Source organism: Streptomyces rhizosphaerihabitans, from assembly GCF_025399795.1.
GTDB classification, from domain to species: Bacteria; Actinomycetota; Actinomycetes; order Streptomycetales; family Streptomycetaceae; genus Streptomyces; species Streptomyces rhizosphaerihabitans.
The window spans coordinates 40,570-62,473 of record NZ_JAODTZ010000044.1; the positions used below are offsets into that span (position 1 = coordinate 40,570).

General features: G+C 69.5%; 17 protein-coding genes and 1 riboswitch. Of the genes, 9 read left to right on the forward strand and 8 right to left on the reverse strand.

The annotated features are described in order from the left end of the window. Positions 1-428 precede the first annotated feature (428 nt). The gene (gene nagB / locus N4G66_RS33155) at positions 429-1,214 is read left to right on the forward strand and encodes a glucosamine-6-phosphate deaminase (protein WP_261707973.1); all 786 of its coding nucleotides are present in this window, start codon (positions 429-431) and stop codon (positions 1,212-1,214) included. 135 nt (positions 1,215-1,349) lie between these two features. Here the strand turns inward: nagB and N4G66_RS33160 are convergent, their stop codons facing one another. From N4G66_RS33160 to N4G66_RS33175, 4 genes are all read right to left on the reverse strand, one after another. Next, positions 1,350-3,107 (reverse strand): glycoside hydrolase family 3 protein, encoded by a 1,758-nt coding sequence (locus N4G66_RS33160; RefSeq protein WP_261707974.1) that lies wholly within the window; start codon positions 3,105-3,107, stop codon positions 1,350-1,352. A 9-nt stretch (positions 3,108-3,116) separates the two neighbouring features. Next, positions 3,117-3,992: a carbohydrate ABC transporter permease gene (locus tag N4G66_RS33165; RefSeq protein ID WP_261707975.1), complete on the reverse strand. Its 876-nt coding sequence runs from the start codon at positions 3,990-3,992 to the stop codon at positions 3,117-3,119. Then, on the reverse strand, positions 3,989-4,975 hold the full coding sequence (locus N4G66_RS33170) for a carbohydrate ABC transporter permease (RefSeq protein ID WP_261707976.1): 987 nt from the start codon (positions 4,973-4,975) through the stop codon (positions 3,989-3,991). The genes N4G66_RS33165 and N4G66_RS33170 overlap by 4 nt, the downstream gene beginning before the upstream one ends. A gap of 147 nt (positions 4,976-5,122) precedes the next feature. Beyond that, positions 5,123-6,406: an extracellular solute-binding protein gene (locus tag N4G66_RS33175; protein ID WP_261707977.1), complete on the reverse strand. Its 1,284-nt coding sequence runs from the start codon at positions 6,404-6,406 to the stop codon at positions 5,123-5,125. A 449-nt stretch (positions 6,407-6,855) separates the two neighbouring features. Here N4G66_RS33175 and N4G66_RS33180 point away from each other — a divergent pair, with 449 nt between their 5' ends. The 8 genes from N4G66_RS33180 to N4G66_RS33215 all read left to right on the forward strand — a co-directional run bounded on the left by N4G66_RS33180 (position 6,856) and on the right by N4G66_RS33215 (position 17,321). Continuing rightward, a complete protein-coding gene (locus N4G66_RS33180; RefSeq protein WP_261707978.1) occupies positions 6,856-7,620 on the forward strand; it encodes a GntR family transcriptional regulator in 765 nt (254 codons plus the stop codon). A 252-nt stretch (positions 7,621-7,872) separates the two neighbouring features. Beyond that, a complete protein-coding gene (locus N4G66_RS33185; RefSeq protein ID WP_261707979.1) occupies positions 7,873-8,154 on the forward strand; it encodes a DUF3311 domain-containing protein in 282 nt (93 codons plus the stop codon). After that, on the forward strand, positions 8,151-9,761 hold the full coding sequence (mctP, locus tag N4G66_RS33190; protein WP_261707980.1) for a monocarboxylate uptake permease MctP: 1,611 nt from the start codon (positions 8,151-8,153) through the stop codon (positions 9,759-9,761). Before N4G66_RS33185 ends, mctP begins: the two co-directional genes overlap by 4 nt. Positions 9,762-9,911: 150 nt before the next feature. After that, entirely contained in the window at positions 9,912-10,430 is a 519-nt protein-coding gene (locus N4G66_RS33195; protein WP_261707981.1) for a GNAT family N-acetyltransferase, read from the forward strand. A gap of 52 nt (positions 10,431-10,482) precedes the next feature. Then, a riboswitch (cobalamin riboswitch) is annotated at positions 10,483-10,631 on the forward strand. A gap of 132 nt (positions 10,632-10,763) precedes the next feature. Next, entirely contained in the window at positions 10,764-13,145 is a 2,382-nt protein-coding gene (locus N4G66_RS33200; RefSeq protein ID WP_261707982.1) for a ribonucleoside-diphosphate reductase subunit alpha, read from the forward strand. Next, the gene (locus tag N4G66_RS33205) at positions 13,145-14,179 is read left to right on the forward strand and encodes a ribonucleotide-diphosphate reductase subunit beta (protein WP_261707983.1); all 1,035 of its coding nucleotides are present in this window, start codon (positions 13,145-13,147) and stop codon (positions 14,177-14,179) included. Before N4G66_RS33200 ends, N4G66_RS33205 begins: the two co-directional genes overlap by 1 nt. 451 nt (positions 14,180-14,630) lie before the next feature. Next, the gene (locus tag N4G66_RS33210; protein WP_261707984.1) at positions 14,631-16,721 is read left to right on the forward strand and encodes a putative Ig domain-containing protein; all 2,091 of its coding nucleotides are present in this window, start codon (positions 14,631-14,633) and stop codon (positions 16,719-16,721) included. Positions 16,722-16,856: 135 nt separating this feature from the next. Continuing rightward, positions 16,857-17,321: a hypothetical protein gene (locus N4G66_RS33215; protein WP_261707985.1), complete on the forward strand. Its 465-nt coding sequence runs from the start codon at positions 16,857-16,859 to the stop codon at positions 17,319-17,321. A 100-nt stretch (positions 17,322-17,421) separates the two neighbouring features. Here N4G66_RS33215 and N4G66_RS33220 read toward each other — a convergent pair whose 3' ends face one another. From N4G66_RS33220 to N4G66_RS33235, 4 genes are all read right to left on the reverse strand, one after another. Beyond that, a complete protein-coding gene (locus tag N4G66_RS33220; RefSeq protein WP_261707986.1) occupies positions 17,422-18,792 on the reverse strand; it encodes a bifunctional albaflavenone monooxygenase/terpene synthase in 1,371 nt (456 codons plus the stop codon). Beyond that, positions 18,789-19,871, reverse strand: a complete 1,083-nt coding sequence (gene cyc1 / locus N4G66_RS33225; RefSeq protein WP_261707987.1) for an epi-isozizaene synthase — start codon at positions 19,869-19,871, stop codon at positions 18,789-18,791. Before cyc1 ends, N4G66_RS33220 begins: the two co-directional genes overlap by 4 nt. A 341-nt stretch (positions 19,872-20,212) precedes the next feature. Next, on the reverse strand, positions 20,213-20,863 hold the full coding sequence (def, locus tag N4G66_RS33230) for a peptide deformylase (RefSeq protein ID WP_261707988.1): 651 nt from the start codon (positions 20,861-20,863) through the stop codon (positions 20,213-20,215). A gap of 59 nt (positions 20,864-20,922) precedes the next feature. Then, a complete protein-coding gene (locus tag N4G66_RS33235) occupies positions 20,923-21,903 on the reverse strand; it encodes a tetratricopeptide repeat protein (RefSeq protein ID WP_261707989.1) in 981 nt (326 codons plus the stop codon). Position 21,904 lies beyond the last annotated feature (1 nt).

Below are 21,904 nucleotides of genomic sequence, written 5' to 3' on the forward strand. Positions count from 1 at the left end.
CGGCCGAAGAGAGGAGCCGGAGCAGTCAGGGCAGAGAGCGCCGGTTCCTCGGTCCGTCTTCCTGTGCGGGGAAGACGGAGGCTTGTTCAGTTTCTCAAAGGATTGTGGACTAGACCATGGTCCCGCGTCCATGCGTCCGCAGCCCATGCGCCTGCGGATGTTCTTCGTTGTCCGCTTATCCAACACCAGGAGCGCCCATCAGACTATCCCGCTTCGGTTCGTGAACGGGCCGAGTCGCCGGATGAGCGAAGCCGGTCCGGTCCGGCCCGTACAAGGCCCGTCCGGGCGGGTCGGCAGTTCCGGCCGGGACGCACCCCGTTCCGGGGCGACGGAGCGGTGACGCTCTGCTAGATTGGTCTATACCACATGTGTCCCCCTTCGGATTCGGTTGAGTTCCTGAGTCCCCTCTCCAGATCGGCAGGCCCAGCGTGGAAGTTGTCATCGTCCCGGACGCCAAGGCGGGCGGCGAGCTGATCGCCGAGGCCATGGCGGAACTGCTCAGGCGCAAGCCCGACGCACTGCTCGGCGTGGCCACCGGCTCGACGCCGCTGCCCATCTACGAGGCGCTCGCGGCCCGAGTGGGTTCCGGTGCCGTGGACGCCTCGGGCGCGCGCATCGCACAGCTCGACGAGTACGTGGGGCTGCCGGCCGAGCACCCCGAGTCCTACCGTTCCGTGCTGCGCCGCGAGGTGCTGGAGCCGCTCGGCCTCGGCATGGACGCGTTCATGGGTCCCGACGGCACCGCCGCGGACGTCCAGACCGCGTGCGAGGCGTACGACAGGGCGCTGGCGGCGGCCGGCGGGGTCGACCTCCAGCTGCTGGGGATCGGGACGGACGGGCACATCGGGTTCAACGAGCCGTGCTCCTCGCTCGCCTCGCGGACCCGGATCAAGACGCTGACCGAGCAGACCCGGGTGGACAACGCGCGGTTCTTCGACGGCGACATCGAGCAGGTGCCGCACCACGTCATCACGCAGGGCATCGGCACGATCCTGGAGGCGCGGCACCTGGTTCTGCTCGCGACCGGCGAGGGCAAGGCGGACGCCGTGGCGGCGACGGTCGAGGGGCCGGTCGCGGCGGTCTGCCCGGCGTCGGCACTGCAGCTGCACCCGCACGCGACGGTGGTCGTCGACGACGCCGCCGCGTCCAAGCTGAAGCTCGCGGACTACTTCCGGCAGACGTTCGCCGCCAAGCCCGGCTGGCAGGGCATCTGACAGCCGGGCCCGGCCTCGGCGAAAGCACGGGGCCGGGCCCGGCCCTCGGCGAAATGACGGTCCGGGCGGGAACACGCAGGTGCCGGGCTCCCCAGGGAGCCCGGCACCTTTGCCTTGCGGCCAGGGAGCGGTCCGCTACTCCCCCGCGATGACCTCCGCCGCGGCCCGGCCGCACACCCGCGCCGCGCCGTGGGTGGCGATGTGCAGGGCGCCCCGGGGCGCCGACTGGGGGACGCCCATCTCGACCACGACGGTGTCGGGGCGGGAGGCGAGCAGGGTGTCGAGGGCGGTCGCCATCCAGGGGTGCCGGTGTTCGTCGCGGACGACCGCCACGAGGGGCCGCGCCCCCGCGGCGGCGAGGGCCGAGGAGCCCGCGTCCACGCCGGTGAAGCTGCCGGTCTCGGTACCGGGAAGCAGCCGGGCCAGCTCCGCGGCCACGCCCCAGGGGGTCTCGTCACCGACGGCGATGTTCGCGACCGGGGTGAGCGCTGCGACGTAGGGGGCCTCGGTGAGCGAGGTGTACGACGCGGAGCGGGTCACGGTCAGAGCGCGCCGGGCGGCGATCAGGCCCACGTCGGAGGCTCCACCCGTACCGCCCGAGGCGTTCGAGGCGTTCGACCTGTTTGCACTGTCCGAGCTGTCCGAGCTGTCCGAGCTGTCCGAGCTGTCTGTACCGGCCGTACCGCCTGTACCGTTCAGCCCGCTCGCACCAGCTGTACCACCCGTAGCGTTCACGCCACCCGTACCGCTCGTACCGTCTGTACCACCCAGGCTGTTCGAAGCGTTCGAGCTGTTCAAGCCATTCGTGCGGGAGATGACCACCGAGGCGGAGGCGGCCGGGGAGGCCTTCGGGATCGCGGAGGCCGCGGCCGTCCACTCGGCCAGTGCCCGCACCCGGTTCGCCGCGTCCGCGAGGCGCTCCTCGGGGAGTTCACCGGCGCGGACGGCGGAGACCAGGGCGTCGCGGAGGCGGCGCACGGTGTCGTCGTCCGCCAGTCCGCCGCCGACGCAGATGGCGTCCGCACCGGCCGCGATGGCCAGCACGCTGCCCCGCTCGATGCCGTACGTCGCGGCGATGGCCTGCATCTCCATGCCGTCGGTGACGATCAGGCCGTCGTAGCCGAGTTCCTCGCGCAGCAGACCGGTGAGGATGCGGCGGGAGAGGGTGGCCGGGCGGTCCGGGTCCAGGGCCGGGACGAGGATGTGCGCGCTCATCACGGCACGGCTGCCCGCGGCGATCGCGGCCCGGAAGGGGACGAGTTCGCGGGACTGGAGGACCGACAGGTCCGCGTCGATGCGGGGCAGGGCGTGGTGGGAGTCGACCGCGGTGTCCCCGTGGCCCGGGAAGTGCTTGGTGCAGGCGGCGACGCCGGCGGCCTGGAGGCCGGTGACGTAGGCGGCCGTGTGCCGGGCCACCAGGTCGGTGTCGGCACCGAAGGACCGTACGCCGATGACCGGGTTGGCCGGGTTGGAATTCACGTCGGCGGACGGCGCCCAGTTGAGGTTCACTCCGCACGCGGCCAGCCGGCGGCCGAGTTCGAGGGCGACGGCCTCGGTGAGCGCCACGTCGTCGACGGCGCCCAGTGCGTGGTTGCCCGGGAAGGACGACCCGGTGCGCACCTCAAGGCGGGTGACGTCGCCGCCCTCCTCGTCGATGGCGACCAGGACGTCGTCGCGTTCGACGCGCAACTGGGCGGTCAGGGCGGCCAGTTGATCGGGTGAGGCGATATTGCGGCCGAACAGGCCGACGGAGGCGAGGCCTTCACCGAGACGGCGCAGCAGCCAGTCCGGCGCCGTGGTCCCGGTGAATCCGGGCTGGAGCACGGTGAGGGCGTCGCGCGTCAGGCCGTCCTTTGAATTGGACGCAGTGGTACCACTGGCGAATGTCGTCATCGGGAGGCGTTATCCCTTCACGGCGCCCGCGGTCAGACCCGCGGCCATCTTGCGCTGGACGAGGAGGAACAGAACGACGATCGGCACGGCCATCATGGTGGATCCAGCCATCATCGGGGCGTACTCGGTGCCGTGCTTGGTGGTGAAATTGCCGAGCCAGACGGTGGCGGTCTGGTTCTGCTGGCTCAGCAGCATGAGGGCGTAGAGGTATTCGTTCCAGGCCTGGATGAAGGCGTAGACGGATGTCGCGACCATGCCGGGGGCCAGCAGCGGGAAGACCACGCGGATGAAGGCGCCCGTGCGGCTGCACCCGTCGACCATCGCCGCCTCCTCCAGCTCCTTCGGGATGTTGACGATGAAGCCGCGCAGCGTCCACACCGTGAAGGGGAGGATGAAGGTCAGATACGTGATGATCAGGCCGGAGAGCTTGTCGTACTGACCGAGGTCGTTCAGCAGCAGGAAGATCGGGATGATCATGGCGACCAGCGGGACCATCTGGACCGCGAGGATGCCGACGATCACTGCCTTGCGGCCGCGGAAGGCGAAGCGGGAGATGGCCAGCGCGGCCAGCATCCCCACCACGATGCCGATCACGACCACCGAGAGCGACACGATCAGGCTGCGGCCGACCGGGCCCCAGAAGTCGGCGATGTCCAGCGCGCGGCGGAAGTTGTCGAGCGTGAACCCCGTGGGGAACAGGCTCGGATCGGAGTCGATGGCGTCCTTGGACGGCTTGATGGCCGTGTTGAGCATCCAGTAGACCGGGAAGCCCGCGATGGCGAAGACGAGCAGGCCGAGGACGTTCCAGCCGAGCTTGGACTTGCGGGGCCCGGAGGACTTCCGCCCCGCGGCGGACGTACGCCCGGACGTGGCGACGGCACTCATTCGACCTCTCCGATCTGCAGCATCTGACGCATGTACACGGCGACCACGCCCAGGAGCAGCAGCACGGTCAGCACGGCGATCGCCGACCCCTGCGCGTAGTCGTTGACGACGAAGGCGCGGTCGTAGGAGTACGTGGTGAGCAGTTGGAACTCCGCCTCCGGGTGGCCGCCCCGCATGACGAAGACCTGCGGGAAGACGCCCATGTCCCAGATGACGGAGAGGGTCGTGAGCATCACGATGATCGGCTTGAGGATCGGCAGCGTGACATGGCGGAAGACGCCCCAGGCGCCCGCGCCGTCGAGCCGTGCGGCCTCCTCCAGCTCGGCGGGCACCTGGGTGAGTCCCGCACTGAGGGTGATGACGACGAACGGCACCGCGCCCCAGACGACCAGGAGCATGATCACGCTCAGGCCCTGCGTCCCGCTGGCGAACCAGTTGTGGCCGATCATGTCGACGCCGGGGAGCTTGCTGAGCAGCGCGTTGAAGACGCCGTAGTCGGAGTCGAAGAGCCACTTGAAGACCGTGGTGGCGACGATGATGGGCATGCCCCAGCTGGCCACCAGCACGATGTTGATGAGTGTCTTCACCCATCCGGAGACCCGCTGGAGGAGCAGCGCGATCAGCATGCCGACGACCATCGTGAAGACGACGGCCCCGCCGGCGAACAGGACGGTCCGGACGACCACCGCCCAGAACTCGCTGTCCGAGAGCACATGGGCGAAGTTGTCGAAGCCGACCGACTCGGCAGGCTGGAAGCCCCAGAGCTGGGACTGCCCGAACTTCTGGAAGGAGAGCGTGACCAGGCGCGCCAGCGGATAGCCGAGGACCAGCGCGAGGATCAGCAGGCACGGGGCGAGCAGGGCCCAGGGGGCCGCCGCCGCGCCCGAGGTCCGCTTGGCGCGTGGCGCCTCGGCGACGGCCGGTGGCGGTGCCTGCCGCGGCGGCGGCACCTTGGCGGGGGTGGTCGTGTCTGCGGCACTCATCGCGCGCTCCTCAGCGGTCCCTCAGGTCGTACGAAAGCGAAGGCCCGCACGGCCGGGCGCTGCGGGGGGCGAGCCCCTGGCCGGGCCGTACGGGAGGCAGGGCCCCGCCCCTCCGCGAAGGAGGACCGACGGGGCCCTGCTCTCAGGTCACTTGGTGTTGATGACCTTGTCGATGGCGGCGTCCGCTTCCTTCGCGGCGTCCGCGACCGACTTCTTGCCGGTGCCGATGTTCTGCAGCATGGTCTGCAGGACCTGGGCCTTCTCGACCTGGCCCCAGCCCGGCGCCATCGGGACGAACCAGCTGGACTCGGCCGCGGTGGCCGGGACGACCGTCGCCGGGTCGTTCTTCAGGGTGGCGAGGTCGGTCTTGTTGTTGGGCAGGTTGCCCTTGGCCATCAGGCCCTTCTGGCCCTTGGCGCCGGTGAACGCGTTGATCCACTCGGCGGCGACGGCCTGCGCCTTCGACTTCACCGGGACGGCGAGGTCGGAGCCGCCCAGGAAGACCGGGAGGTTCTTGCCGGACGGGCCGGGCATCACGAAGTTCTCGAGGTTGCCCTTGAGCTTGCCGGTCTTGTCGCTCTCCGGGGCCTCGGCGGTCGCGCCCTCCCAGGCGGCACCGAAGATCATGCCGGACTTGCCCTGGCCGTAGACGATGTAACGGTCGGACTCGTCCTTGGTCTTGTCGCCGTGCATGTACTTGTCGACGACGGTCTTGAACTCGGTGAGGCCCTTGACCGACTCGGGCGAGGAGAGGTTGGCCTTCCACTGGCCGCCCTCCTGCGTCGCGATGGAGCCGCCGGCGTCGTAGACGAAGGACATGGCCGCGTACCAGTCACGGGTGGGCTGGTACCAGGCGCTGAACTTGCTGCCCCCCTTCTTCTGGATCTTGTCCAGATCGGAGGTGAGCTCCTGGTACGTCTTCGGCGGGGTCTTCACGCCGGCCGAGGCGGCGACGTCCTTGCGCCAGTTGCCGACGCGGCCACCGGCGTAGTACGGCACGCCGTAGGTCTTGCCGTCGTAGGTGACGGAGGTCTTGAGGCCGTCCAGCCAGCCGTCCGAGTTCTCGAACTTCGAGGCGTCGAGGGGAGCGAAGGCACCCTTGACCATGTAGCCGAGCATCTCGGAGTTGCCCATCTCGACCACGTCCGGCGCCTTGTCGGTGGCGAGGACCGCGTCGAGCTTGGTGTTCTTGTCCGGCCAGCCGTAGTACTCGTGCTTGATCTTGATGCCGGGGTGCTTCGCCTTGATCGCCGCGTCGGCCGCCGTGACCAGCTCGGGCCAGTTGTTCTGCGCGTCGACCGTGAGCCAGACCGTCAGCTCCTTGGCGTCCGCGCCCTTGTCCGACCCCCCGGACTTGTTGTCGTTCCCGCACGCCGCGACGGAGAAGATCATGCCCGCGATACCGATCGCGGCTACCAGCTTGCGCTTCACGCCACCCTCCTCAGGGATGCCACAAACCCCCCTGCTCCCCGCGGTGACATACGCCGTGTACCGCCCGTGGGGCCGGGACTGGACCAATGGTGTAGACCAGTACGGGGAGCTTGGCCTAGACCTAGAGGGGTGTCAAGGGTGCGTAAGCCCGTCCAGTCGTCCGTTATGGGACCTACATATGCAAGGACCTTTAAGTAGGTAAGCGGCATAAACAGCGGGCCTGTTCAGGACCTGCGAGGGAACCGCCCCCGGGCCGTCCGCACGGCCGTCCCCACCGCCTCGCGCGCCACCGTCTGCGCGCGATGGACTAGACCAACGGGTGCGCCGACGGTATATAGAGGGGATCACGGAGCGTGCGGGGGACACTCGCGCAGCAAGCCGTGCCACGATGTGAGCCGTGGCCGTCGATATGTCGGTCGCTTCGGCATCCGGAGCCGGGAAGGCAGAGCATGAGCACCGACGTCAGCAGTGCGGAGAACGAGGGTGGGGCGCCCATCCGTACCGCGCGCGTGCCCAAGTACTACCGCCTCAAGAAGCACCTGCTCGGCATGACGGAGACACTGCCGCCCGGGACGCCGGTACCGCCCGAGCGGACCCTCGCCGCCGAGTTCGACACCTCGCGCACCACGGTGCGGCAGGCCCTTCAGGAGCTGGTCGTCGAGGGCCGTCTCGAACGCATCCAGGGCAAGGGCACCTTCGTCGCCAAACCGAAGGTCTCCCAGGCGCTCCAACTGACCTCGTACACCGAGGACATGCGCGCCCAGGGCCTCGAACCCACCTCGCAGCTGCTGGACATCGGCTACATCACGGCGGACGAGACCCTCGCCGGCCTGCTCGACATCTCGGCCGGCGGCCGGGTGCTGCGCATCGAGCGGCTGCGCCTGGCGAGCGGCGAGCCGATGGCCATCGAGACGACCCATCTCTCCGCCAAGCGCTTCCCCGCCCTGCGCAGGTCGCTCGTCAAGTACACCTCCCTCTACACCGCGCTCGCCGAGGTGTACGACGTCCACCTCGCCGAGGCCGAGGAGACCATCGAGACCTCGCTGGCGACGCCGCGCGAGGCCGGACTGCTCGGCACCGACGTGGGCCTGCCCATGCTGATGCTCTCCCGCCACTCGCTCGACCGGCAGGGCGAGCCGGTGGAATGGGTGCGGTCGGTGTACCGGGGCGACCGGTACAAGTTCGTCGCCCGCCTCAAGCGCCCGCAGGACTGAGCCATATGGCGTAACCCGCGGGTATGGGGCGCACGCTCCCGTACCCGCGCGTTGCGCCGCCCGGCCCGGCGGGCCCGGACGGACCGTCAGGCGCCGTACCGGCCCCAGGGGTTCCGCGCCCGCCGAGGGCGCCGTGCGCTCCGACACGAACCCTCCACACCCGCCGTCCGAGCAGGGGTTCCCTAGAGCGGAACCATCCCCTAGATTGCCTGCGCGTTACCCAGGTGATCGATGAGGGGACGGAGTCGCCCTATGTCAGACCTGCCCGAAGTGAAACCACCGGTGGTGACACCGGTACGTGTGGTGATCGCCCTCTGTCTGTTCGCGCCCTTCGTGGCGATGCTGTGGGTCGGCTCCTACACGAAGACCGACCCGGCGTTCATCGGCATCCCGTTCTTCTACTGGTACCAGTTGCTGTGGGTGCCCCTGTCCACGGTGCTGACCGTGACCGCGTACCAGCTGTGGCGGCGTGACCAGCGCGCCCGCGCCCGCGCCTCCGCGTCCACGTCCGCCGAGGGAGGTGCCGGAGCATGAACGACGGTGTGAACGGCGTCGCCCTCGGCGTCTTCGTCTTCTTCTTCCTGGCCGTCACGGTCATGGGCTTCCTGGCCGCGCGCTGGCGCAGGGCCGCCGACGAGCACAGCCTCGACGAATGGGGCCTGGGCGGGCGGTCCTTCGGCACCTGGGTGACCTGGTTCCTGCTCGGCGGCGACCTCTACACCGCGTACACCTTCGTCGCCGTGCCCGCGGCGATCTACGCGGCGGGCGCGGCCGGCTTCTTCGCCGTGCCGTACACGATCCTGGTCTACCCGCTGATCTTCACGTTCCTGCCCCGCCTGTGGTCGGTCTCCCACAAGCACGGCTATGTGACGACCTCGGACTTCGTGCGCGGCCGCTTCGGCTCCAAGAGCCTGTCCCTCGCCGTGGCGGTCACCGGCATCCTGGCCACCATGCCGTACATCGCGCTCCAACTCGTCGGCATCCAGGCCGTACTCGACGTGATGGGCGTGGGCGGCGGCGACAGCACCAACTGGTTCGTCAAGGACCTGCCGCTCCTCATCGCCTTCGGCGTGCTGGCCGCGTACACCTACTCCTCGGGGCTGCGGGCCCCCGCCCTGATCGCGTTCGTGAAGGACACCCTGATCTACATCGTGATCGCGGTGGCCATCATCTACATCCCGATCAAACTGGGCGGCTTCGACGAGATCTTCAAGGCGGCGAGCGACAAGTACACGGCCGCGGGCGCCGGGGGGCTCGTCCCCGCGCAGGCGGGCCAGTGGACGTACGCCACCCTCGCGCTCGGCTCGGCGCTGGCGCTGTTCATGTATCCGCACTCGGTCACCGCGACGCTGTCCGGCCGCAGCCGGGAGGTGATCCGCCGGAACACCACGATCCTGCCGCTGTACTCGCTGATGCTGGGCCTGCTCGCCCTGCTCGGGTTCATGGCGATCGCGGCCGGCGTGAAGGTCACCAACGGCCAACTCGCCATCCCCCAGCTCTTCGAGAACATGTTCCCCGACTGGTTCGCGGGCGTGGCCTTCGCCGCCATCGGCATCGGCGCGCTCGTCCCGGCGGCCATCATGTCCATCGCGGCCGCGAACCTCTTCACCCGCAACATCTACAAGGACTTCATCAACCCGGCCGCGACCCCGCGCCAGGAGACGCAGGTCTCCAAGCTGGTGTCGCTCCTGGTGAAGGTGGGCGCGCTGGTCTTCGTCCTGACCATGGACAAGACCGTCGCGATCAACTTCCAGCTGCTGGGCGGCATCTGGATCCTGCAGACCTTCCCGTCGCTGGTCGGCGGGCTGTTCACCCGCTGGTTCCACCGCTGGGCGCTGCTGGGCGGCTGGGCGGTCGGCATGCTCTACGGCACGATCGCCGCCTACGGCGTGGCCTCGCCGACCCAGAAGCACTTCGGCGGCAGCTCGAAGGAGATCCCCGGCATCGGGGAGATCGGCTACATCGGCCTGACGGCGTTCGTCCTGAACGTGGCCGTGGCCGTCGTCCTCACCTTCGCCCTCAGGGCGTTCAAGGCCCCGGACGGCATCGACGAGACCTCGCCCTTGGACTACACGGCCGACGCGGGAGACCCCGGAGTCGAGACGGAGCTCCCGCCGGCCACGGCGGACGCGAGCCACTAGCCACCAGTCACCAGTCACCAGTCACCAGTCACCAGTCACCAGTCACCAGTCACCAGTCACCAGGAACGAACGACGCGACAGCGCCGCACGACGGGCCGCCGGACGAAAACCGGCGGCCCGTCGCCGTGCCGGTCGGGCACACTCGCCGGCATGGACATCGTCATCAGGCGGGCGCGCCCCGAGGAGTACCCCACCATCGGCGAGATCGCGGCGCAGGCCTATCTCGGAGACGGGCTGCTCGACTTCGGGGAGAGCGACGCGTACCTGGAGAGGCTGCGGGACGTCGCGGGGCGCGCGGCCGTCGCCGAGGTGCTGGTCGCCGTCGACGGGGACCGGGTGCTCGGCAGTGTGACCTTCGTGGCGGACGGCAGCCCCATGGCGGACTTCGCGCGCGCCGGGGAGGCCGAGATCCGGATGCTCGCGGTCGCGCGCGCGGCACGCGGCCGGGGTGCCGGGGAGGCGCTCGTGCGCGCCTGCGTCGAGCGGGCACGGGCCGTGGCGGGCTGCGAGCGCGTCGTGCTGTCCACCCAGGGCACCATGCACAGCGCCCACCGCGTCTACGAGCGCGTGGGCTTCACCCGCACCCCCGACCGCGACTGGTACCCGCTTCCGGAGCTCGACGACATCCGGCTGCTCACCTACGAGTTGACGATCCAGCACGCTCCGTAGTGCTCCCGGACACCGACCCGACACAACATGTGGGGGCACTCCCGGAGCCCGGCACAAGATGTATGCTCATGGTCGCTGTCACCGCAGGGGAATCCGGTGCGAATCCGGAACTGTCCCGCAACGGTGTACTTGTGCTTGTTCGCGTTTCCGCGTGCCCGCACTCGCGTCAGTCCGAGGACCTGCCGACAGCGCGCCCCGGCCGTCCGGCCCGGGTGCCGACGACGTCCGGGCCTCGCGGAATGGGCCGGTGGACGCGGTGCGTGCTGCCCAGAAGCGCTCCCGTGTGCCCCGCTCCTCCCGCCAGGCCCTGTGCCGAGCGAGGGAGATCCCCACGTGACCATCGCGCCAGCCGATCCGGCTTCAGTGACCGCGCAGCAGGCCCGGGTGGAGACCGACGGTCCCGGAACCGCGCTGCTGCGGACCCTGACCGGTCTCACCGCCGACCTCACCGACGCCGACCCCGGCCGGGTCGCCGCCGCGGCGCTGCGCGGCCGGTCCGCCCGCGCCGACGAGGCCGAGCTGCGCGAACTGGCCACCGAGGCGGCCGCGGGTCTCATCTCCGAGGACCCCGTCTACTCCCGGCTGGCCGCCCGCCTCCTCACGATCAGCGTCGCCGCGGAGGCCGCCTCCCAGGGCGTCACGACCTTCTCCGAGTCGGTCGCCGTCGGCCACCGCGAGGGTCTGATCGCCGACCGCACGGCCGCGTTCGTCCGGCTGCACACGGCCCGCCTCGACGCGCTCATCGACTCCGAGGGCGACGACCGCTTCGGCTACTTCGGGCTGCGCACGCTGCACAGCCGCTATCTGCTCCGGCACCCGATCACCCGCAAGGTCGTCGAGACGCCCCAGCACTTCATGCTCCGGGTGGCGGCCGGCCTCGCCGAGGACGACACGGCCCGCTCGGTGGACGAAGTCGCCGCGCTCTACCGGCTCATGAGCCGCCTGGACTACCTCCCCTCCTCCCCCACGCTCTTCAACTCCGGTACGCGGCACCCGCAGATGTCGTCCTGCTACCTCCTCGACTCCCCGCTGGACGAGCTGGACTCCATCTACGACCGCTACCACCAGGTGGCGCGCCTGTCGAAGCACGCGGGCGGCATCGGCCTGTCCTACTCCCGTATCCGCTCGCGCGGTTCGCTGATCCGCGGCACCAACGGGCACTCCAACGGCATCGTCCCGTTCCTCAAGACGCTCGACGCCTCGGTCGCCGCGGTGAACCAGGGCGGCCGGCGCAAGGGCGCGGCCGCGGTGTACCTGGAGACCTGGCACTCCGACATCGAGGAGTTCCTGGAGCTGCGCGACAACACCGGTGAGGACGCCCGGCGTACGCACAACCTGAACCTCGCGCACTGGATCCCGGACGAGTTCATGCGCCGGGTGAACGAGGACGGCGTCTGGTCGCTCTTCTCCCCCGCCGACGTACCGGAACTGGTCGACCTGTGGGGCGACGCGTTCGACGCCGCGTACCGCAAGGCCGAGGAGGCGGGCCTCGCCAAGAAGACCATTCCGGCCCGCGACCTGTACGGCCGCATGATGCGCACCCTCGCGCAGACCGGCAACGGCTGGATGACCTTCAAGGACGCCGCCAACCGCACCGCCAACCAGACGGCGGAGCCGGGCCACACCGTCCACTCCTCGAACCTGTGCACCGAGATCCTGGAGGTGACGGACGACGGGGAGACGGCGGTCTGCAACCTGGGCTCGGTCAACCTGGGCGCGTTCGTGGTCGGTGACGACATCGACTGGGAGCGGCTCGACGAGACCGTGCGCACCGCGGTGACCTTCCTCGACCGCGTCGTCGACATCAACTTCTACCCGACCGAGCAGGCGGGCCGCTCCAACGCCAAGTGGCGTCCGGTCGGCCTCGGCGCGATGGGCCTCCAGGACGTCTTCTTCAAGCTGCGGCTGCCCTTCGACTCGCCCGAGGCCCGCGCCCTGTCCACCCGGATCGCCGAGCGCATCATGCTCGCCTCCTACGAGGCCTCCGCCGACCTCGCCGAGCGCAACGGCCCGCTCCCCGCCTGGGAGAAGACCCGTACCGCCCGTGGAGTGCTGCACCCGGACCACTTCGACGTCGAGCTGAACTGGCCGGAGCGCTGGGCCGCCCTGCGGCAGCGGATCGCGGCGGTCGGCATGCGCAACTCGCTGCTCCTCGCCATCGCGCCGACCGCCACCATCGCGTCCATCGCGGGCGTGTACGAGTGCATCGAGCCGCAGGTGTCGAACCTGTTCAAGCGCGAGACGCTCTCCGGCGAGTTCCTCCAGGTCAACTCCTACCTGGTGGCCGAGCTGAAGAAGCTCGGTGTGTGGGACGCGCAGACGCGTGAGGCGCTGCGCGAGTCCAGCGGCTCGGTGCAGGGCTTCACCTGGGTCCCGCAGGACGTCCGCGACCTGTACCGCACGGCGTGGGAGATCCCGCAGCGCGGCCTGATCGACATGGCCGCCGCCCGGACCCCGTTCCTGGACCAGGCCCAGTCCCTGAACCTGTTCCTGGAGACGCCGACCATCGGCAAGCTCTCCTCGATGTACTCGTACGCCTGGAAGTCGGGCCTGAAGACGACGTACTACCTGCGGTCCCGCCCGGCGACGCGCATCGCCCGCGCGGCCCAGGCGCAGGCGCAGCCCGAGAAGACCATCCCCGTGCAGCAGGCGGCCGACCCCGACGCAGTCGCCTGCTCCCTGGAAAACCCCGAGTCCTGCGAGGCCTGCCAGTAATGAGCGACACCACCACCGAGAAGGCCGCGTCCGAGAAGAACCTCCTCGACCCGGGCTTCGAACTCACCCTGCGCCCCATGCGCTACCCGGACTTCTACGAGCGCTACCGGGACGCCATCAAGAACACCTGGACCGTCGAGGAGGTCGACCTCCACTCGGACGTCGCCGACCTCGCGAAGCTGACGCCGGGTGAGCAGCACATGATCGGCCGGCTGGTCGCGTTCTTCGCGACGGGCGACTCGATCGTGTCGAACAACCTGGTGCTGACGCTGTACAAGCACATCAACTCCCCCGAGGCGCGGCTCTACCTGAGCCGTCAGCTCTTCGAGGAGGCCGTGCACGTCCAGTTCTATCTGACGCTGCTCGACACCTATCTGCCCGACCCGGAGGACCGCACCGCGGCCTTCGCGGCCGTCGAGAGCATCCCCTCCATCCGCGAGAAGGCGCAGTTCTGCTTCAAGTGGATGGACTCGGTGGAGAAGCTGGACCGGCTGGAGACCCAGGCCGACCGCCGCCGCTTCCTGCTGAACCTCATCTGCTTCGCGGCGTGCATCGAGGGGCTCTTCTTCTACGGGGCCTTCGCGTACGTCTACTGGTTCCGCAGCCGGGGTCTGCTGCACGGCCTGGCGACCGGCACCAACTGGGTGTTCCGCGACGAGACGATGCACATGAGCTTCGCCTTCGAGGTCGTCGACACCGTCCGCAAGGAGGAGCCGGAGCTCTTCGACGACCGGCTCCAGGAGCAGGTGACCGACATGCTGCGCGAGGCCGTCGAGGCCGAGCTGCAGTTCGGGCGCGACCTGTGCGGCGAGGGCCTGCCGGGCATGAACACCGACTCGATGCGGCAGTACCTGGAGTGCGTCGCCGACCAGCGCCTTCAGCGGCTGGGCTTCGCGCCGGTGTACGGCTCCGAGAACCCGTTCTCCTTCATGGAGCTCCAGGGTGTCCAGGAGCTGACCAACTTCTTCGAGCGCCGGCCGTCCGCGTACCAGGTCGCGGTGGAGGGCACGGTCGACCTCGACGAGGACTTCTGACCGGTCCGACTGTTCCGACCGGTCCGAGTGTTCCGACCGGTCCGACTGCTCCGATCGGTCCGACTGCTCCGATCGGTCCGAGTGTTCTGAGCGTTCGTCAGTGATGAGAGCCGGGCCGCCCCGTGCAGCCCGGCTTTCGTCACGTACTGCCCCCGCGCCTCCAATCGCCGTGCCAATCCCCGTCCATGGAGCGGCAAAGTTCTTCCGGCACGGCTGTTCGCACGTCGTTCACCCCGGCTAGGTTCTGGCCGTCCCGTCATGCCGCGCACCACGGCACGCCAGGACGACTGAATTGGCATGCCCATGACGTGTCTCTCCACAGTTCGCGCTACGCGCGTCACGGGCCCGTCCCTTCAGAGCGCCGAGAACCCCCACTTCCGGCTATGGCGTCGCGCACGGCCCTACCCCGGCCGAGCGGCACCGGCCTCGAACCGATGGAGGCGACACCCCCATGCGTTCCCAGCGCCCGATACCCTCCGGCAGACCCGCCCGGAGCCTGCGAAGACTCCTCACCGCCGCCCTTCCCGCCCTGGCCCTCGGCCTCGCCGGGTTCGCCGCGGCCCCTCCCGCCGACGCACAGCCCGCCCCGATCCCCCACGTCTCCCGGACCACCCAGAACGCCGGGGCCCTGACCGATCCCGCCCGCCAGTCGGTCCACTCGACCGGCAAGGCCGGCCAGAAGGTCGCGACCGAGCACCTGTGCGCCGAGGCGACGAAGCCCGGCCAGATGTCGTGCTTCGCGCAGCGCCGCACCGACATCGCGCAGAAGCTCGCGGCCAAGGTCTCCCCCGACGCCGCCGCCGCGGTGTCCGGTCTCAGCCCGGCCAACCTGCACAGCGCCTACAACCTGCCCTCGACGGGCGGCTCCGGCCTGACGGTCGCCGTGGTCGACGCCTACAACGACCCCAACGCCGCCGCCGACCTGGCCACCTACCGAACCCAGTTCGGCCTGTCCGCCTGCACCAAGGCCAACGGCTGCTTCAAGCAGGTCAGCCAGACCGGTTCGACCACCTCACTGCCGACGAACGACTCCGGCTGGGCGGGTGAGGAGGCGCTCGACATCGACATGGTCAGCGCCGTCTGCCCCAACTGCAACATCATCCTCGTCGAGGCGAGCTCCGCGAACGACTCCGACCTCGGTATCGCGGAGAACGAAGCGGTCGCGCTGGGCGCGAAGTTCGTCTCCAACAGCTGGGGCGGCTCCGAGTCCTCCTCGCAGACCGGCGAGGACACCTCGTACTTCAAGCACCCGGGCGTCGCCATCACGGTCTCCTCGGGTGACGAGGCCTACGGCTCCGAGTACCCGGCGACCTCCCAGTACGTGACCGCCGTCGGCGGTACCGCGCTGAGCACCTCCTCCAGCACCCGCGGCTGGACCGAGTCGGTCTGGAAGACCAGCAGCACCGAGGGCACCGGTTCCGGCTGCTCCGCCTACGACGCCAAGCCGTCCTGGCAGACCGACACCGGCTGCACCAAGCGCATGGAGTCCGACGTCTCCGCGGTCGCCGACCCCGCCACCGGCGTGGCGGTCTACGACACCTACGGCGGCTCCGGCTGGGCGGTCTACGGCGGCACCAGCGCCTCGTCGCCCATCATCGCGGGCGTGTACGCGCTGGCCGGCACCCCGGGTTCCGCCGACTACCCGGCGAAGTACCCCTACTCCCACACCTCGAACCTGTACGACGTGACGAGCGGCAACAACGGCTCCTGCTCCCCTTCGTACTTCTGCACCGCGGCCACCGGCTACGACGGCCCGACCGGCTGGGGCACCCCCAACGGCACGGCCGCCTTCACCTCGGGCACCAGCACCGGCAACACCGTGACCGTCACCAACCCGGGCAGCCAGTCCACGGCCACCGGCGGCTCGGCGAGCCTCCAGATCTCGGCGAGCGACAGCGCGGGCGCGACCCTCACGTACAGCGCGACCGGGCTGCCGACCGGTCTGTCGATCAGCAGCTCGACCGGGCTGATCTCCGGCACCGCGAGCACGGCGGGCACCTACGCGGTCACCGTCACGGCGAAGGACAGCACGGGCGCCTCCGGTTCGGCCTCCTTCACCTGGACCGTCAGCACATCGGGCGGCGGCACCTGCACCTCGGCGCAGCTGCTCGGCAACCAGGGTTTCGAGTCGGGCGCCACCGTATGGAGCGAGACGAGCGGCGTCATCACCAATGACACCGGTGAGGCCACGCACGGCGGCTCGTACGACGCCTGGCTCGACGGCTACGGCTCGACCCACACCGACACGCTGTCCCAGTCGGTGACCGTCCCGTCCGGCTGCAAGGCCACCCTCACCTTCTACCTCCACGTCGACACGGCCGAGACCACCACCACCTCGGCCTACGACAAGCTCACCGTCACCGCGGGCTCCACCACGCTCGCGACCTACTCCAACCTCAACAAGGCCACCGGGTACGCCCAGAAGACCTTCGACCTGTCCTCCTTCGCCGGTTCGACCGTCACGCTGAAGTTCAGCGGCGTCGAGGACTCCTCGCTCCAGACCAGCTTCGTCGTGGACGACACCGCCCTGACGACCAGCTGACCCGCGGCAGGGGACCGGCCGCCTCGGCGGCCGACCCGGAGCAGGGCCCCGGCCGCTTCGGCGGCCGGGGCCCTGTCACGCGCGGGATGGATCCTGATCCACCGGTGGCACGTCCAACCCGCAAGGAGGCCACCCATGCGCCGAACGACCCACACCCGGACCATCGCCCTCGCCGCTCTGACCCTGCTCCTCGCGGGCTGCGGTGCGCAGAGCGGAGGCGACGCGGGCGGCGGCGGCACCGTGTCGTCGTCCCCGACCCCGTCCCCGTCCCACCCGAGCTGTGCCACGGCGAAGGGGGAGCTGGGGGCCGCCGACACCGGCCACACGTACTGTCTGGCGCCCGGCGAGACGATCCGCGTCTCCCTGGACGGCACCACCCGCCGGCCCTGGACGCCCGTGAAGACCGCCGGAACCGGGCTGGAGGCCACCAACAGCGGGATCGTCCTCCAGCCGGGCGACGCGTCCGCCGCCTACCGGGCGGTCTCGGCGGGAACGGTCCGGCTGACATCGTCCCGCCCGCTGTGTCCGAGCGATCCGGCCCGGGTCTCCTGCGACGGCCTTCAGGAGTGGACGGTCACCGTGGTCGTGCCGAAGACGTGAGACCCCGGCGCACGTTCAGGGGCCCTGGGGCGGCCTGAACGTGCGCCGTGGACGTGCGGGCCGGACACCGGCCGGGCGGATGCCCGACCGCGCGGCCGCCCTAGCGAGGACGGGCCTTCAGCCGCAGCTCGTGGGGCCTCAGAGTGATGCCGACGCGGGTCGCGTCGTTGGACCCGGACACCTGCTCGAATTGCCAACGGGACGCCACGGTCGCGGTGATCAGGGAGAGCAGAGCCATCGAGAAGTGGTCACTCGGGCACTTGCGGTTGCCCACGCTGAAGGGGCGCATCGCGTACTTCGGGATGTCCTTGGAGCGTTCCGGAAGCCAGCGGTCGGGATCGAAATCCAGGTGCTCCCGGTACGACCGGGGGTCGCGCTGGATCGCGTACGGGCTGTAGACGATGTCGGCTCCAGCCGGAATGCGATAGCCGCCCAGCTCGGTTTCGGCCACCGCGCGCCGCGTCAATATCCATACGGCGGGGCGTAAACGCATCGCCTCGACGACGACATTGTTCGTGTGCGACAGCTTCCGGACGTCGTCGAATCCGACGGGTCGGTCTCCTGCGACGGACCGGACCTCTGCGGCTACTTTGTCCGCCTGTTCCGGATGTTCCGTCAGCACTTGGAGCAACCACATGATCGTGGATGCGATGGTTTCGCTGCCGGGGGTCAGTATCGCGACGACCTGGTCGTGGATCTCCTGTTCGTCTATGGGGTCGCCGTCGTCGTTCTTCGCTTCCAGCAATGCCGTCAGCAAATCGTCCGGCTTTTGACCAGATACTCGTCGCTCGTCGATGATCTCGTCGACCAGCGCATGCAAATCGGCCAATGCGCGGTCGAATGCCCGTATCGAGGGAAGCGGGAGCCTGTAGAGAGGCCCCGCGGGTATGACCATGCGCCGGTACATGCCGCGGAACACGGTGGCGAGCGCGAGGCTCAGCCGCTCGGCGCGCTCGTCCATGAACCGGCCGCGCAGCAGACAGCGGGCGGCGACACGGACGGCGACGCGGAACGATTCGGATGTGCAGTCGACGACCGCGCCCCGCTCCCAGCGCGCCGTGAACGCCCGCGACTCCTCCTCCATGATCGGGCCGTACTCGGGGATGATGTCGGCCCGGAACGCGGGCTGGATGGTCCGCCGCTGGCGCCGGTGCAGCGGCCCGTTGGCCGTGGCGACACCCTGCTTGCCCAGCAGCCCTTCGAGCGACTCCCACAGGGGGCCGCCGATCTCGTAGTCGGGGCTGAGCGCCAGCGCCCCGGTGAGCGCGGGGGTGGTGACGGCGTACACCGTCTTGGGGCCCATCCTGAGCCGGACGACATCGCCGTGGTCGCGCAGCTGGGCGAGGAAGCCCAGCGGGTCGCGGACCAGTTTCCAGCCGTGCCCGAGAACGGGCACCCCGCCTCCGGCGAGGGGCGGGACGGGCAGCTCCCGCGCCTCGGACACCTCGGGTCGTACCGACTCGACGGTCATTTCTCACCTGCCGCTTCATTGTTGACGTACGGGGGTGTGGAGCGGTCGTCCCAGCTGTCGACCATGTACCGGCCCGACTCGTGGTGGAACCAGTACACGGAGCTGAACCAGTTCCGCATGTTCCCGAGGCACGCCCTTACGGCGGCGCTCGTCTCTTTGCCCCGGACAGTGCCGCCGTCGGCGAGTAATTCGGCGAGCCGTAATACATCCTTCTCGGCGACGAGGAATTGTTCGACGCATTCCTCGACCCGCCGCCTCACTTCGGTGACGGCTTCTTCGAGCGTCAGTCCTTCATGGTGAATGAGACTGATTCCGAGATTGTGGAGCTCGTCGCCCGCGATTTCCTTGGGCAGCGAGCAGAGGTCGTTGTACCAGGCGGCGAATTCCTGACTGAGCAGCGCCGCCCGGTAAAATGCGGGATGCAGTCGCACTGCGGCGGGCAGTTCATGGCCCGCGCTCGATTCCAGAAGGTCGGTCCAGATCCAGTGAGCGAAGGTGAGCCGGCGGAGTTCAAGGTATTCCGCGACCGTGGGAACGGTGCCGGAGGTGCGGTTCCTGAACTCTCGGTCGTACGCTTCGATCACCGCGTGGAAGTGGAGCGCGAACCGCTTGTTCCAGTTCTCGCCGAGGAACGAGTACAACCGCACCATGCTGTCCGCGAACCCCGCGACCAGGGGATCCTGGTGGTGCAGGTGGTCCCTGGGGGCGTCGAGGGCCGCATGGAGCCGGAACCTGAGCCTTCGCCAGGCGTCCGCCCGGCCGTGGATGACATCGCGGTCATGGCGGTCGTCCCAGACGAAGAACCACGCGCTGTAGTCCGCTATCGCCTGCATGACCTCGTCGGGGGCACCTATGTAGTAGCCCGCCATGAGGTCCGTGTAGCACAGGCCGTCGGCATACTCCTCGACCTTGTCCGCGGACATCAGTCGTTTTTCGAGGAGCCAGGTCCTGGTGTTCTCCTGAAGCCTCGGCCAATACGGGTGCAGTTGACGGGGAAACTCGGACTCGATCACCGGGAGAGAGAGCGCCGGTGGTACCGCGAGCGCTGTCGATGAAGAGCCGTATGAGAAAGCATGCACGAACAAACCCCTCTCAGCCGCCTGTTGACGTCACACCCCTCCACCTGTGCCGGGCGCGCGCCGTTGCGTATCCCCGCACTTCCCATTCAGCACCACAACTGACCGTTCTGGGAACGGATTTGGCCCACTGACTACCCGACCATGCCGAGAATATCCCCTTGTGTGACTGAATCTGGATCACCCGAGGAGCACAAGGGATCGAACATATGACGTACGTGCGAACGGTGCCTGGTCAGGAGGATCACCTGCCCAGGCACCGTTCGAGTGGACCCACGAGAGACCGCGCGTCACGCCGGTCAATTTATGTCACAGGCGTGCGGGGCGCCCGGCGAAGCGGTGGCTCAGCCGTTCGCCACGATCGCGTAGCGGGGCTCGTTCTCGGCCATCTGCCGCAGCGCGTCCTTGCGGTCGCGCTTGGAGAGCCGGTCGATGTACAGGTACCCGTACAGGTGGTCCGTCTCGTGCTGGAGGCAGCGGGCGAAGTAACCCGTACCGCGCACCCTGATCGGGTTGCCCTTCTCGTCCTGCCCGGTGACCTCGGCGTAGTCGGGGCGGGCGAGCGGCGCGTACGCGGTCGGCACGGAGAGGCAGCCCTCGTTGCTCTCGTCCAGCTGGCGCCGGTCGGCGGGCAGGTCGACCGGCTTCGGGTTGCAGACCACACCGACGTGCCGGTCGCCCTGGTCGTCCTGGCAGTCGTAGACGAAGACCTTCAGGTCGACGCCGATCTGGTTGGCGGCCAGGCCCACGCCCTCGGCGGTGCGCTGGCTCGCGAACATGTCGGCGACCAGCTGGTCCAGCTCGTCCCCGAAGTCGGTGACGTCCTTGCACTCCTTGTGCAGCACCGGGTTCCCGACCACCGTGATCGGCCGCGAGGTGCCGCGCTCGCGGTAGGCCGCCTCGCGCTCCTCGCCGTCCTCGGTGTCGATGACGAAGCCGTCGTCGTCCACGGGGAGCACGCCCGCGTGCTGCTGATCGGTGTCCTGCTGCGCCATGACGACGTACGCCTTCCTCAGACCTTGGTAATTTCTGCGACTACAGCCTAAAGGGGCGCTCAGCAGACCTCTTCCAGATCCCGCCAGTCACGGGAGTCCGGACTGTCCGCGACCCAGCCGTCGAGCAGGCCGCGCACCAGCGAGGCGGGCGCCGCGAGCCCGCACTCCCGCTCGGGCACCCACAGCTGTCCGTCGGTGCGGTGGCCGAGCGGGCCCGGGTGCCCCGGCTCACTGTGGTCGTGCGGATCGAGGTGTTCCTCGTCGCCCTCGTCGGACGGCATCCGGGACTCGGAGCACATCCGGCACAGCAGTCGTACGGAGGACGACCAGTCCTCCGCGGCGAAGCCGGCGTCGGCGGCGAGCTGCTCCAGTGCGTTCCGGTCGTCCTCGGTGGCCGCCTCCAGAAGGACGACCCAGGTGGGCACCGGCGAGGGAGCCCACAGCTCGATCTCGTCGAAGACCGGGTACGCGTGCCCCGCCGCCGTGGTCCGCTCACCGTGCGGAACGCCGTCGTGCAGCACGACCTCGCCCCAGCGCCGTCCGGAGGACGGCAGCGGGATCGACAGCACCTCGACCCGGGCGGGGTCCAGCCTGCGCCCCCACACCACTTCGGCCTCACCCTCGGGCGACAGCCGGACGGCCGCGCTTCCGAGCTCCATGCCCACCGGCTCACCGGCGACTGCGGCGCCGCCTGGCACCCGCAGCCCGTACGCCTGCCAGGAACGGCGGGCCAGCGGCCAGTCCTGCAGGGCGGTGGCCGCGATCCCCACGTTCCACCAGTCGGGTGCGCCGGTCTCCCGGTCGAGCAGTGCGACGGCCCGCAGACCCGCCGCCCGCGCCTGCTCCCAGTCGTGCCGGAACTTGTGCAGCAGGGCCAGGTTGAACCAGGACTCGGACAGCCAGGGCTCCAGGTCCGCGGCCCGCGTCAGCAGCGCTCCCGCGTCCTCGTACCGGCCGTCGCCGATCAGCGTGAACGCACGGTCGGTGGCCTGCCGCCATGAGGCGGAGGGCCGGTGTCGTCCCTTGCCGAAGATCCTCACG

Coding starts and splice junctions, on each gene's coding strand:
- N4G66_RS33160 (WP_261707974.1), bottom strand. CDS start 3,107: ATGACGACATTCGCCAGTGGTACCACTGCGTCCAATTCAAAGGACGGC.
- N4G66_RS33165 (WP_261707975.1), bottom strand. CDS start 3,992: ATGAGTGCCGTCGCCACGTCCGGGCGTACGTCCGCCGCGGGGCGGAAG.
- N4G66_RS33170 (WP_261707976.1), bottom strand. CDS start 4,975: ATGAGTGCCGCAGACACGACCACCCCCGCCAAGGTGCCGCCGCCGCGG.
- N4G66_RS33180 (WP_261707978.1), top strand. CDS start 6,856: ATGAGCACCGACGTCAGCAGTGCGGAGAACGAGGGTGGGGCGCCCATC.
- N4G66_RS33185 (WP_261707979.1), top strand. CDS start 7,873: ATGTCAGACCTGCCCGAAGTGAAACCACCGGTGGTGACACCGGTACGT.
- mctP (WP_261707980.1), top strand. CDS start 8,151: ATGAACGACGGTGTGAACGGCGTCGCCCTCGGCGTCTTCGTCTTCTTC.
- N4G66_RS33195 (WP_261707981.1), top strand. CDS start 9,912: ATGGACATCGTCATCAGGCGGGCGCGCCCCGAGGAGTACCCCACCATC.
- N4G66_RS33205 (WP_261707983.1), top strand. CDS start 13,145: ATGAGCGACACCACCACCGAGAAGGCCGCGTCCGAGAAGAACCTCCTC.
- N4G66_RS33210 (WP_261707984.1), top strand. CDS start 14,631: ATGCGTTCCCAGCGCCCGATACCCTCCGGCAGACCCGCCCGGAGCCTG.
- N4G66_RS33215 (WP_261707985.1), top strand. CDS start 16,857: ATGCGCCGAACGACCCACACCCGGACCATCGCCCTCGCCGCTCTGACC.
- N4G66_RS33220 (WP_261707986.1), bottom strand. CDS start 18,792: ATGACCGTCGAGTCGGTACGACCCGAGGTGTCCGAGGCGCGGGAGCTG.
- def (WP_261707988.1), bottom strand. CDS start 20,863: ATGGCGCAGCAGGACACCGATCAGCAGCACGCGGGCGTGCTCCCCGTG.